This window comes from Bacillus tequilensis (genome assembly GCF_012225885.1).
GTDB classification, from domain to species: domain Bacteria; phylum Bacillota; class Bacilli; order Bacillales; family Bacillaceae; genus Bacillus; species Bacillus tequilensis.
Genome location: NZ_CP048852.1, coordinates 2,929,379 through 2,941,498 on the forward strand (window position 1 = coordinate 2,929,379; position 12,120 = coordinate 2,941,498).

At 44.7% G+C, this 12,120-nt stretch carries 11 protein-coding genes and 1 riboswitch; of the genes, 4 read left to right on the forward strand and 7 right to left on the reverse strand.

Going from position 1 to position 12,120, the window contains the following annotated elements:
• Window positions 1-168: 168 nt before the first annotated feature.
• The 3 genes from alaP to metK all read right to left on the reverse strand — a co-directional run bounded on the left by alaP (window position 169) and on the right by metK (window position 4,944).
• Window positions 169-1,560: an alanine permease AlaP gene (gene alaP, locus G4P54_RS15525; RefSeq protein ID WP_167873153.1), complete on the reverse strand. Its 1,392-nt coding sequence runs from the start codon at window positions 1,558-1,560 to the stop codon at window positions 169-171.
• A 134-nt stretch (window positions 1,561-1,694) separates the two neighbouring features.
• Window positions 1,695-3,593: an asparagine synthase (glutamine-hydrolyzing) gene (gene asnB, locus G4P54_RS15530; protein ID WP_024714681.1), complete on the reverse strand. Its 1,899-nt coding sequence runs from the start codon at window positions 3,591-3,593 to the stop codon at window positions 1,695-1,697.
• A gap of 148 nt (window positions 3,594-3,741) precedes the next feature.
• Window positions 3,742-4,944 (reverse strand): methionine adenosyltransferase, encoded by a 1,203-nt coding sequence (gene metK / locus G4P54_RS15535; protein WP_003223309.1) that lies wholly within the window; start codon window positions 4,942-4,944, stop codon window positions 3,742-3,744.
• A 167-nt stretch (window positions 4,945-5,111) separates the two neighbouring features.
• Window positions 5,112-5,250, reverse strand: a riboswitch (SAM riboswitch).
• Between the two features lie 199 nt (window positions 5,251-5,449).
• Between metK and pckA the strand changes: the two genes are divergently transcribed.
• On the forward strand, window positions 5,450-7,033 hold the full coding sequence (gene pckA, locus G4P54_RS15540; protein WP_167873154.1) for a phosphoenolpyruvate carboxykinase (ATP): 1,584 nt from the start codon (window positions 5,450-5,452) through the stop codon (window positions 7,031-7,033).
• A 38-nt stretch (window positions 7,034-7,071) separates the two neighbouring features.
• On the opposite strand, the gene G4P54_RS15545 is transcribed toward pckA, so the two are convergent.
• The gene (locus tag G4P54_RS15545; protein ID WP_024714683.1) at window positions 7,072-7,314 is read right to left on the reverse strand and encodes a DUF2584 domain-containing protein; all 243 of its coding nucleotides are present in this window, start codon (window positions 7,312-7,314) and stop codon (window positions 7,072-7,074) included.
• A gap of 51 nt (window positions 7,315-7,365) precedes the next feature.
• Window positions 7,366-8,139, reverse strand: coding sequence for an alpha/beta hydrolase family protein (locus G4P54_RS15550; RefSeq protein WP_167873155.1), 774 nt, complete (start codon window positions 8,137-8,139; stop codon window positions 7,366-7,368).
• 149 nt (window positions 8,140-8,288) lie between these two features.
• Here G4P54_RS15550 and G4P54_RS15555 point away from each other — a divergent pair, with 149 nt between their 5' ends.
• Genes G4P54_RS15555 through G4P54_RS15565 form a run of 3 tightly spaced genes read left to right on the forward strand, consistent with a single transcriptional unit; the run spans window position 8,289 to window position 10,875 of the window.
• Complete coding sequence (locus G4P54_RS15555) at window positions 8,289-9,293, forward strand: ABC transporter substrate-binding protein (RefSeq protein ID WP_167873156.1); 1,005 nt, start codon at window positions 8,289-8,291, stop codon at window positions 9,291-9,293.
• Between the two features lie 12 nt (window positions 9,294-9,305).
• Complete coding sequence (locus tag G4P54_RS15560; protein WP_167873157.1) at window positions 9,306-10,088, forward strand: ABC transporter ATP-binding protein; 783 nt, start codon at window positions 9,306-9,308, stop codon at window positions 10,086-10,088.
• Window positions 10,063-10,875 carry an ABC transporter permease gene (locus G4P54_RS15565; protein ID WP_167873158.1) on the forward strand — a complete coding sequence of 271 codons (813 nt, stop codon included), beginning with the start codon at window positions 10,063-10,065 and terminating at the stop codon, window positions 10,873-10,875. The genes G4P54_RS15560 and G4P54_RS15565 overlap by 26 nt, the downstream gene beginning before the upstream one ends.
• Before the next feature lie 25 nt (window positions 10,876-10,900).
• Here the strand turns inward: G4P54_RS15565 and ytkD are convergent, their stop codons facing one another.
• Together ytkD and G4P54_RS15575 are read right to left on the reverse strand one after the other, a co-directional pair.
• Window positions 10,901-11,377 (reverse strand): RNA deprotection pyrophosphohydrolase, encoded by a 477-nt coding sequence (ytkD, locus tag G4P54_RS15570; protein WP_024714688.1) that lies wholly within the window; start codon window positions 11,375-11,377, stop codon window positions 10,901-10,903.
• 207 nt (window positions 11,378-11,584) lie between these two features.
• Window positions 11,585-11,989: a phage holin family protein gene (locus tag G4P54_RS15575; protein WP_167873159.1), complete on the reverse strand. Its 405-nt coding sequence runs from the start codon at window positions 11,987-11,989 to the stop codon at window positions 11,585-11,587.
• Window positions 11,990-12,120: the final 131 nt, after the last annotated feature.

A 12,120-nucleotide genomic window follows, 5' to 3' on the forward strand; every position in this document is an offset into this window, starting at 1 on the left:
TCGGGTTTTGATTTTTCCATAAAACGTTCACATGTAACGTTAAACGTATGACTTTTATCTTATCATAACGCAACTGAAGCAGCCTCTGCAAAAAACATATTCCTATTCTTACCTGCTCCCTGATTTATATGTGCTCACACAAAAAGAGCCCGCTGGGAGCTCTTTTTGTCAGCTTATATTTCGTTCGCTGGCAGCAGCCGCATTTTTCTTATGAAAACCTTTTCCATAATACATGGCAAGTAAGATGAGAAACCATACCGGCCCGATAATGACAGCCACTCTTGTATCTGGACTGTAAGCCATAAGAATAACGACAAATGCCAAAAATGCCAATGACAGATAAGACGCAAACGGAAAGAAAGGCATTTTGTATTTTAAGTGTTTCTTTTCTTCAGGCTGCAAGCTTTTTCGGTATTTAATTTGAGAAAGCAAAATGATCGCCCACGTCCAAATCGCTCCGAACGTCGCAATGCTTGTGACCCAAGTAAACACCTTCGCAGGCACAACATAGTTTAAGAGCACTCCGACTAATAAAACGCCCGCCGAAGCGAGAACAGCTTTACCCGGGATGCCGCCTTTTGTCAGCTGTCCGTATGCTTTTGGCGCTTCCTCTTGCTCAGCTAAGTTAAACAGCATCCGTCCCGTGCTGAAAATGCCGCTGTTGCATGAAGACAGCGCGGCGGTCAAGACGACAAAGTTAATAATGCCTGCAGCCGATGGAATGCCCACTTTTTCAAATGTGAGGACAAACGGACTTCCTTGTGAGCCGATTTCCTGCCAAGGGTAAATAGACATAATGACAAATAAAGCACCGACATAAAAAATCAAAATGCGCCAGAATACTGTATCGATTGCTTTTGCTAATGATTTTTGCGGGTTTTTCACCTCACCGGCCGTCACCCCGATCATTTCGATCCCTAAATAGGCGAACATCACCATTTGGAGTGACAATAAAACCCCTTTCATTCCATGAGGAAAAAATCCTCCGTGGCTCCATAAATTGCTGATTCCGGTTGCAATGCCTCCATTGCCGATCCCAACGATGATCATCAATAAACCGACAACAATCATTGATAAGATTGCGACAATTTTAATCAAAGCAAACCAAAACTCCAGCTCTCCGTAAGCTTTAACAGCCAAGAAATTAACACCCGTCATGATGACCAGCGCCGATAATGCCCAAATCCAGTTTGGCACGTCCGGAAACCAATACCCCATATAAATCCCGACAGCCGTAATCTCAGCCATACAGGTTACTACCCATAAAAACCAATAGTTCCAACCAGTTAAATAGCCTGCAAGCGGTCCCAAATAATCACGGGCATAACGGCTGAAAGAGCCAGCCACCGGTTTTTGAATAGCCATTTCTCCAAGTGCCCTCATAATAAAAAACATGATCAGGCCGCTTATGGCGTACGCTGCCAAAATACCCGGCCCTGCTAATTGAATAGCTGATGCGGAGCCGAGGAACAATCCAACTCCTATGGCAGCTCCTAAAGACATTAAAGAAATATGCCTTTCTTCGAGTCCGCGGTGCAGCTCTTGTTTTTGTTTTTGCATGCTTTCTTCTCCTCTTGAAAAAAATATCAATAAATCACTTTTCTGAATTTTCCGTGCAGATTGGGTATCAATGATGATGGAGGAATAAAAGGATAATAACAAGGCTTTCGACGAATCGAAAGCCTTGTTGTCTGTTACACAAAGATGACTTCTTTAGGCTGATGGCTCAGCTCTTCAGGCATATACCGTTTTTCGATATTGATGCTGTGCCAGATCATAAAGATCAGTACAGTCCAGATTTTACGGCTGTTATCAGCCTTGTCCGCACAATGGTCTTCAAGAAGCTGAAGAACATAATCCTTGTGGATATATGCATCCGTTTGGCTTTCCTGAATAATGTTCCGCACCCATTCGTTCATTTCGTTTTTCAGCCAATGACGGATCGGCACAGGGAACCCGAGCTTTTTGCGGTTTAATACGTGCTCAGGAACAATTCCTTCAGCGGCTTTGCGAAGAAGATACTTCGTCGTGCCGTTTTTCGTTTTCAGCTCATCAGGAATTTTTGAAGCAACATCGAATACGACTTTGTCCAGGAACGGCACACGCAGTTCCAAAGAATTCGCCATTGTCATTTTATCGGCTTTTAACAAAATGTCGCCGCGCATCCAAGTATGGATATCGACATACTGCATTTTGTTGATATCGCTGTATGAGCTGCTTTCTGTAAAGTAAGTCTTCGTCACATCGCGATATGAAAGGTTCGGATTATAATGCTTCAGCAGCTGTTTTTTGACAGACTCTTCAAAGATCTTCGCGTTACCGATATAACGATCTTGAAGCGGCGTGCAGCCGCGCTCAAGCAGGCTCTTTCCTCTCATCCCTTCAGGCATAACGGCCGCGACGTGCAGAAGCATTTTCTTCAGGCCGGACGGAATGCGTTCAAACGGCTTAAGCGAAAGCGGCTCACGGTAAATGTTATATCCGCCGAAGAGCTCATCCGCGCCTTCACCTGATAATGCAACCGTTACATGTTTTTTCGCTTCTTTCGCAACAAAGTACAACGGAATCGCTGCCGGATCAGCAAGCGGATCATCAAAATGCCAAACGATCTTCGGAAGCTCGTTCATATATTCCTCAGGCGAAATGACTTTGCTGATGTTTTCAATGCCAAGCGCCGCTGCAGTTTCTTTCGCTACATCGACTTCACTGAAGCCCTGCTGTTCAAATCCGACAGAGAATGTTTTTAAGCTTGGATGCAATTCTTTCGCAACGGATACAATAAAGGAAGAATCAATTCCGCCGGACAGGAATGAACCGACAGGAACGTCACTTCTCATATGAACGTTGACAGAGTCGTAGATTGCGTCTCTGACCTCTTTCACAAGCTTGTCTTCTTCAGTCTGAACCGGCTTGAAGTTCGCTTTGAAATACGTTTTAAATGTGATATCGCCGTCCGGGCGGATTGTAAACTGTGAACCCGGCTCTACTTTTTTCACATTGGCATCAAGCGTGCTTGGTTCAGGAACGAATTGGAAAGACATGTACTGCTGCAATGCCTCTTTATCTATTTCAATATCATTTTGAGCAACCATTAAACTTTTTCTCTCTGAGGCAAAATAAACCTGATCATCTATCGTTGTGTAATACAGCGGTTTAATGCCGAAAGGATCTCTTGCTCCATAAAGCACATGATCGTTTTTATTCCAAATCAGAAAAGCAAACATACCGCGCAGTTTGGACGCCGCTTCTTCTTTATAGTGACGGTAAGTCGCAAGAAGAACCTCTGTGTCCGAATCCGTGTTGAATGTATACCCCTTTGCTTCAAGTTCTTCTCTCAGTTCAATATAGTTATAGATTTCTCCGTTAAAGATAATCCAATATGTTTCATCTTCATATGATAAAGGCTGTCCGCCATTTTCTACGTCAATAATGCTGAGCCGTCTGAAACCGAATCCAACGTGCTCATCATGGAAATATCCATCACTGTCAGGACCGCGGTGAACGATCATTTGGTTCATTTGTTTGATTAATTCTTCTTGATCAGCGGTTTGAGCTAACGGATGCTTGTTAAAAACCCCGACAAATCCACACATAGTATTGCCTCCATAATTAAAATTATCATCATTGAACCCCTATTTATAGACGCTGTGAATAGTATTTGGTTTCACGGTTATGTAAAAAAATAAACATGAATACAACGTAAAAAAGGGAAAGCCGCTTAACCAGTAAGCGGCTATAAAATTATTCTCCTAACGCTTCTTTACGCAGCTGCTCTGCTTTGTCTGTACGCTCCCACGGAAGATCAACATCGTGGCGTCCAAAATGGCCGTACGCAGCAGTTTGTTTGTAGATCGGGCGGCGTAAATCAAGCATTTTGATAATGCCGGCAGGTCGTAAGTCAAAGTTATTTCGAACAACTTCAATCAGTTTTTCCTCAGAAGCTTTTCCGGATCCGAATGTGTTGATTGAAATTGACACTGGCTGTGCAACACCGATCGCGTAAGCAAGCTGTACTTCACAAGAATCAGCAAGCTCAGCCGCAACGATGTTTTTCGCAACGTATCTTGCTGCATAAGCCGCAGAACGGTCTACCTTCGTCGCATCCTTACCAGAGAACGCGCCGCCTCCGTGGCGTGCATAGCCGCCGTACGTATCAACGATGATTTTGCGTCCTGTAAGTCCTGCATCCCCTTGAGGGCCTCCGATAACGAAACGACCTGTAGGATTGATGAAATATTTTGTTTCTTCATCAATCAGCTCTTTAGGAACAACTGGATTGATCACATGTTCTTTAATGTTGCGCTGGATTTGCTCAAGCGTAATTTCAGGGTGATGCTGAGTTGAAATGACAATCGCGTCAATACGCACAGGCTTGTTATTTTCATCGTACTCGACCGTTACCTGTGTTTTGCCGTCAGGGCGAAGGTACGGAAGAATATCTTCTTTACGAACTTCACTCAGGCGGCGGGCTAATTTATGAGCTAGTGAAATTGGAAGAGGCATAAGCTCTTTCGTTTCGTTGCACGCGTAACCGAACATTAAACCTTGGTCACCCGCACCGATCGCTTCAATTTCTTCGTCGCTCATTGTGCCTTCACGGGCTTCAAGCGCTTGGTCTACACCCATCGCGATATCAGCAGACTGCTCGTCAATTGATGTTAAAACTGCACAAGTTTCCGCATCAAATCCGTATTTCGCACGTGTGTATCCGATTTCTTTAATGGTTTGGCGAACCGTTTTCGGAATGTCAACATACGTAGATGTTGTGATCTCTCCGCTGACAAGAACCAAACCAGTTGTCACAGATGTTTCACAAGCAACACGCGCGTTTGGGTCTTTCTTTAAAATTTCATCTAAGATGCTGTCAGAAATCTGGTCACAGATTTTATCCGGATGCCCCTCCGTAACAGATTCTGATGTAAATAAACGACGATTTTTACTCATGATTTGCTTCCTCCTGCACAAGGCCTCCCGAAAGACCTTGTATATATGATACGGAACTCGCTCCCTCTTATACAATGTAACGTTATATTAGAGAATGTTAATTGGCATATTTATGAAATAAAAAAACCTTTTCCATCGAGGAAAGGGTTTGGTCTTTGTGCCTTTCACTCTTATCGCTCAAGGAATCATACAACCTTGCAACAGGTTAGCACCTTGGTTGTCTCACACAGTTTAACATAATAAATAACAGAGAAACCGGTTGCTGGGCTTCATAGGGCCTGTCCCTCCGCCAGCTCGGGATAAGAGTATCCGCTCAATGAAATATCTTATCGTAAAAGGGTTTGCAATGTCAATATGATTCAGAAGAAATAGGCACCTATATCGCAAGGGAAAAGATTGGAAAACGCACACACAAAAAACGATAAATAGTATAGACTATTCGAAAATATATGTTATACTAATTCACAATTAGCAAAACATAAAAAACGATAAAGGAAGGTTTCATATGAACTCAGTTGATTTGACCGCTGATTTACAAGCGTTATTAACAAGTCCAAATGTGCGTCATAATTTATCAGCAGCACAGCTTACAGAAAAAGTACTATCGCGGAACGAGGGCATTTTAACATCCACGGGTGCCGTTCGGGCGACTACAGGGGCTTATACAGGACGTTCACCTAAAGACAAATTTATCGTGGAGGAAGAAAGCACGAAACATAAGATCGATTGGGGTATGGTGAACCAGCCGATTTCAGAAGAAGCGTTCGACCGGCTGTACACGAAAGTTGTCAGCTACCTGAAACAGCGGGATGAGCTGTTTGTTTTCGAAGGATTTGCCGGGGCAGACGAAAAATACAGGCTGCCGATCACTGTCGTAAATGAGTTCGCATGGCACAATTTATTCGCCAGACAGCTGTTTATCCGCCCGGAAGGCAATGATAAGAAAACAGTTGAACAGCCGTTTACCATTCTTTCTGCTCCGCATTTCAAAGCGGATCCAAAAACAGACGGCACACACTCCGAAACGTTTATTATTGTCTCTTTCGAAAAGCGGACGATTTTAATCGGCGGAACAGAGTATGCCGGAGAAATGAAGAAATCCATTTTCTCCATTATGAATTTCCTGCTCCCTGAAAGAGATATTTTATCCATGCACTGCTCAGCCAATGTCGGTGACAAAGGCGATGTCGCTCTTTTCTTCGGGTTGTCCGGAACAGGCAAAACCACACTGTCAGCCGACGCTGACCGCAAGCTGATCGGCGACGATGAACACGGCTGGTCTGACACAGGCGTCTTTAATATTGAAGGCGGATGCTACGCCAAGTGCATTCATTTAAGCGAAGAAAAGGAGCCTCAAATCTTTAACGCGATCCGCTTCGGATCTGTTCTCGAAAATGTTGTTATTGATGAGGATACACGTGAAGCCAATTACGATGATTCTTTCTATACCGAAAATACGCGGGCGGCTTACCCGATTCATATGATTGACAACATTGTGACCCCGAGCATGGCAGGCCACCCGTCAGCCATTGTATTTTTGACGGCTGATGCATTCGGAGTCCTGCCGCCGATCAGCAAATTGACGAAGGAGCAGGCGATGTACCATTTCTTGAGCGGGTATACGAGCAAGCTAGCCGGAACCGAACGCGGTGTAACGTCTCCTGAGACGACGTTCTCCACATGCTTCGGCTCACCGTTTTTGCCGCTTCCTGCTCACGTCTATGCTGAAATGCTCGGGAAAAAGATCGATGAACACGGCGCAGAGGTTTTCTTGGTCAATACCGGCTGGACCGGCGGCGGCTACGGCACAGGCGAACGCATGAAGCTTTCTTACACGAGAGCGATGGTCAAAGCTGCAATTGAAGGCAAATTAGAGGGTGCTGAAATGATGACTGACGATATTTTCGGCCTGCACATTCCGATTCACGTTCCTGGTGTTCCTGATCATATTCTTCAGCCGGAAAACACGTGGAACAATAAGGAAGAATACAGAGAAAAGGCTGTCTATCTCGCAAACGAATTCAAAGAGAATTTTAAAAAGTTCACACATACGGATGCCATTGCACAGGCAGGCGGCCCTCTCGTTTAAAAAGCAAAAGCCAAGAGCGATTACGCCCTTGGCTTGTTTTAATTAACAGAATGCAGAGAAGTCAGCTTGTACGTAATGATGGTCCGGCCGTTTTCCCATTGAAGTTTCTGCACTTCAGCTGTGCCTGACTTTTCTCCGAACTTTGTTTTTTGCACATCCATCGGAATCTCCATCGGATACACCCGGTATCCGTCTTTCTCTAACGTGAATATATTTTCATCTATGCGAACTTCGTTTCCTTTTGTCACAATCAGTGTATTAAATTCTACAGGCATTCCCAAAGTGAGATCCCCTTTCGTTCTCTTTTTTCTTTATCATACCATATTTCACCGTCAGCGGTTCTTCATCCATTGTGTGAGCTGCCGCACGATACACCGGTTTTCTTTTGGCGGGAAATAATGTGTGAAGGTACTGTAGTACCACGTCTCCACCGGCTTATGCAGCTGTTTTAGCTTCTCTTCGAATAAATAGGAATGCTGAATCGAAACGTTTTGGTCTTTTTCTCCATGGATTAACAGCACGGGTGCCTGAATTTTGTCTACATGGTCAAACGGTGTTCTCCATTTGTATTCCTCAGGCACCTTTTTCGGTGTTCCGCCAATGACCCTTTTCATCATACGCCGCAAATCCTGCCGCTCTTCATATGTAAGGATCATATCACTGACGCCTCCCCAGGAAACGAATGAAGCCGCATGCCGGCCCATTTCAATCGCAGTGAGCATTCCCATAATTCCGCCGCGGGAAAAGCCAAAGATATGAACCCTGTCCTTCTTGACATTCGGATGCCGCTGAAGCAGGCGAAAAGCGGAAAAAGCATCCTCCCTGTCCTCTCCGGCAAAATCCTCGTTGCCCTCTCCTCCTTGATTTCCTCTGTAAAAAGGAGCAAACACAACAAATCCTTGGGATGCAAACTGGATTATGCGGCCCGGCCGAACCATGCCCACACTTTTAATCCCCCCGCGCAAATATAAAAATCCGTCATATTGTCCCGGCGCCGCCGGCTCAGCCAAAAGCCCCTTTATCCGTAAGCCATTTGAAAGATAGCAGATCGTATACAGACGCACATGCTGGCTTGGCGACGGAAATCTTCTTTTCTCAACAATCAAAGCAGCCGCCTCCTTTTTCTATATGCTTTCCTTACTCCGCCAATACATCCGGAGAACCTGATTAGGCATTCACACATTTTTATACCCATCATACGATATGTAAAGCAAAAAAGGATATTAACTTGATGCTAAATAAGGAGGTTGTCTATGTGAACAAATGGTTAAGGCTGGGCTTCGCCTGTGTCGTCAGCACATTTCTGATGATCGCCCTGGCGGCTTGCAGGCAGGAAGAAACGCTCACCAAAGTCAAAGTAGCTGAAGTGACCCATTCGATTTTTTACGCGCCTTTATATGTGGCTGAGTCTAAAGGATTTTTCAAGGAAGAAGGTCTTGATGTCGATGTCAATACGACATGGGGCGGCGACAAAACGATGACATCGCTTCTTTCAAATGGCGCAGACATCGCACTTGTCGGGTCAGAAACCTCTATTTATGTCGAAGCACAAGGCGCTAAAGACCCCGTCATCAATTTCGCCCAGCTGACCCAGACAGACGGAACGTTCCTTGTTGCGAGAGAAGATGTTGAACACTTCGACTGGGATCAGCTGAAAGAGAAAACGTTTCTCGGCCAGAGAAAAGGCGGCATGCCGCAAATGGCTGGCGAGTATGTGCTGAACAAACATAAGATTGACCCGCATAAGGATATTGACCTCATCCAGAACATAGACTTCGCCAATATCGCCAATGCATTTGCTTCCGGAACCGGTGACTATGTACAGCTCTTTGAACCGCAAGCTTCCCTCTTTGAGCAAAAAGGCATCGGACATATCGTGGCATCGTTCGGGGAAGAATCAGGCCAGGTTCCGTATACGACTTTTATGGCAAAACAAAGCTATCTGAAGAAACACGAAGATACAGCCGTCAAGTTTACAAAAGCCATTTATAAGGCGCAGCAGTGGGTGGAAAGTCACACAGCGAAGGACATCACGGACGCCATCAAAGATGAATTTGATGATACCGCCCCAGAAGTCATCGAAACATCCATCGAACGCTATAAAAAACAGCATTCGTATTCGCCAGACCCTCTCCTCAACGAAAAAGAATGGGAGCTGCTCCAAACCATTATGGACCAATCGGGAGAACTGCCGAAGCACATTCCATATCATCAGCTTGTAAATAAACAAATTGCCGAAAAAGTCACCTCGGAAAAATAGGAGGCGCCATCTATGTCTTTCTTACATGTCGACCATGTAACCCATACTTATTTTTCTATTAAAGAAAAAACAACGGCTGTGCGGGATATTCATTTCGATGCCGAAAAAGGTGATTTCATCTCATTTCTCGGCCCAAGCGGCTGCGGTAAAACAACACTGCTTTCCATTATCGCCGGGCTGATTGAGCCATCGGAAGGCAGAGTTCTGATTGAAGGCCGTGAGCCGAATCAAAAAGAACATAACATCGGCTACATGCTCCAGCAGGATTACTTATTTCCCTGGAAATCCATCGAAGAAAATGTGCTTCTCGGTTTAAAAATCGCCGACACGCTGACGGAAGAAAGCAAGACCGCCGCACTCGGCCTATTGCCGGAGTTCGGCCTCATAGATGTGGAGAACAGATATCCGAAAGAGCTGTCGGGCGGTATGCGCCAGCGGGCCGCGCTTGCAAGAACTCTTGCGCCAAATCCAAGTCTGCTTTTGCTGGATGAGCCATTTTCCGCGCTTGATTTTCAGACAAAGCTTTCACTGGAAAATCTTGTATTCCGCACATTAAAGGAGTATCAAAAAACAGCAGTGCTTGTTACTCATGATATTGGGGAAGCGATAGCGATGAGCGACACGATCTTTTTATTTTCAAACCAGCCGGGCACCATCCATCAGATTTTTACCATTCCTAAGGAATTGGCCGCGATGAAGCCTTTTGACGCCCGCCAGGAGCCATCCTTCCAGACCCTGTTTCAAACAATATGGAAGGAGCTGAATTCCCTTGAGAAACAGCAAAGAAACCATTGATCTGCTTCACGAGCAATATCAATGCAAACAGAAAAAGGAAAAATGGAAAGTCCATTCTTTTCAATTCGCCATATTTATCCTTTTTTTCTCAGGTTGGGAAATCTCCAGCAGACTCGGCTGGATCGATCCGCTGATCTTCAGTTCTCCGTCAGCTGTATGGCGTTTACTGCTGGAGAAACTCGGTGACGGGTCTTTACTGTCACATATCGGCGTCACTTTATTTGAAACAGTGCTTGGCTTTTTGCTTGGGACGTTTATGGGCACGTGCCTTGCTGCTTTGTTATGGTGGTCCAACAGGCTTGCCAGGATTTTAGATCCGTACCTCGTTATTTTGAATGCGATGCCGAAAGTGGCCCTGGGCCCAATCCTGATTGTCGCGCTCGGTCCCAGTTTTATCAGCATTATTGCGATGGGAGCTATCATCAGCGTCATTATCACAACCATCGTCGTGTATACCGCCTTCCAGGAGGTTGACGAAAACTATATAAAAGTCATGAAAACATTCGGCGCAAAGAAATGGGTTATTTTTAAAGAAGTGATTTTGCCCGCATCTTCCCCCGCTATCATTTCAACATTGAAAGTAAACGTCGGGTTATCATGGGTTGGCGTCATTGTAGGAGAATTCCTTGTCTCTAAGGTCGGGTTAGGATATATGATTATTTACGGTTTCCAAGTCTTCAATTTTACGCTCGTCTTCTTAAGCCTGCTGATTATCGCCATATTCGCCACTCTGATGTATCAGGGCGTCGAGCTGCTGGAAAAGAAATGGACGAAGGGCAGGTCATAAAAAAACCCGGCACATATGCCGGGTTTTATTCGATCCATCCAGTTTCCTTCAGTTTTTTCAAACTGATCGGAAGAACGGAATCCTTCATAATAAAGCTGAATTTTTTATTGCGGGAAAGGTTTTCCGGAAGCTCATGAAACAAAACCGGGCCTTTCGTTTCAAAGTAATCAGCTTGCTTTTCAAGCTTTTCTATATCTGCAAAATATATATTTTTCACAATCACTTTTTCTTTACCGAGAACTTTATACTGTCCGAGATACTTGAGGCTTTTCACTCTCGCCCCCGTCTCTTCTTTTACTTCCCGGAGCGCTGCATCTTCTGCACACTCCATCGGCTCTACTTTCCCGCCTGGAAACTCATAGCCTCTGTCCTCATGTTCTGTTAAAAGCCATTTGCCCCCAAAACGGCAAATCACCCAGACATGCTTCGGGCTGTCCGAGAAAGGCTGATCGTCAAAGGAAAGCTGAACAGTATTCTGATAATAATCTTTAAACTCGTACATGTTTATCCCTCAAATCCGTTCCTAGCTATCTTCCATACATCATACCACAGTTATGTTTCTTCTGAAGCCTTTTATCAAAAAATAAGGGAAACCCAGCACGCCGTCAGGTTCTGCATGCAACTGGCTCGTACAGTTTTTTGCGATGCCTTTTGCCAAAAAATGCGACTGGCGCTCTGGGCTTTATTATGACCCGTGAACTGGGAAAAGTTACGGTTTGCGCTTGAATTTATTTTTCAACGTTTCTAAAAGATCGACAAGCATCTGAGGAACCGGTATGCCGAGTGAGCTTGCTGTCACTACGATTTGCACAGTTTCATAAAGAATATAAAACATAATTGCCAAGTCACGCATTGACCCCTGCGTATTCAGCAGCTGATCAAAAAAGTGGCATACAGAGATCAGAGCGAGCGTGACTATTTTTTTGACAAGCCGGGCAAATACCTTTTTAAACGCCAGTTTGTGAATAATCGTTTCCTTCAAGGTCGTACTGATAAATTCAATCGCCATAAGAGAAAGCAAAATCAGAAATGAATACTGTAATCCTCCAAAGAAAAAACCCGCGGCTGTAACGCTGACTGCTAAAAACGAAAAGATGCCAAAGTCTCTATCCATTTATCCCAACATCCTTTCACAGAAACGGCCTTACGATATTGTATGGAAAACAAGCCGAACGGATTGGATTTTTCAGAAAAATGGACTAGTTGTCGCCTATTTTTTCAGCTGCAAACAAGAAAAGCCGGACA

Bases quoted from the DNA above. Each gene is read 5' to 3' on its own strand.
- alaP (WP_167873153.1), bottom strand. From the start codon at position 1,560: ATGCAAAAACAAAAACAAGAGCTGCACCGCGGACTCGAAGAAAGGCAT.
- asnB (WP_024714681.1), bottom strand. From the start codon at position 3,593: ATGTGTGGATTTGTCGGGGTTTTTAACAAGCATCCGTTAGCTCAAACC.
- metK (WP_003223309.1), bottom strand. From the start codon at position 4,944: ATGAGTAAAAATCGTCGTTTATTTACATCAGAATCTGTTACGGAGGGG.
- pckA (WP_167873154.1), top strand. From the start codon at position 5,450: ATGAACTCAGTTGATTTGACCGCTGATTTACAAGCGTTATTAACAAGT.
- G4P54_RS15560 (WP_167873157.1), top strand. From the start codon at position 9,306: ATGTCTTTCTTACATGTCGACCATGTAACCCATACTTATTTTTCTATT.
- ytkD (WP_024714688.1), bottom strand. From the start codon at position 11,377: ATGTACGAGTTTAAAGATTATTATCAGAATACTGTTCAGCTTTCCTTT.
- G4P54_RS15575 (WP_167873159.1), bottom strand. From the start codon at position 11,989: ATGGATAGAGACTTTGGCATCTTTTCGTTTTTAGCAGTCAGCGTTACA.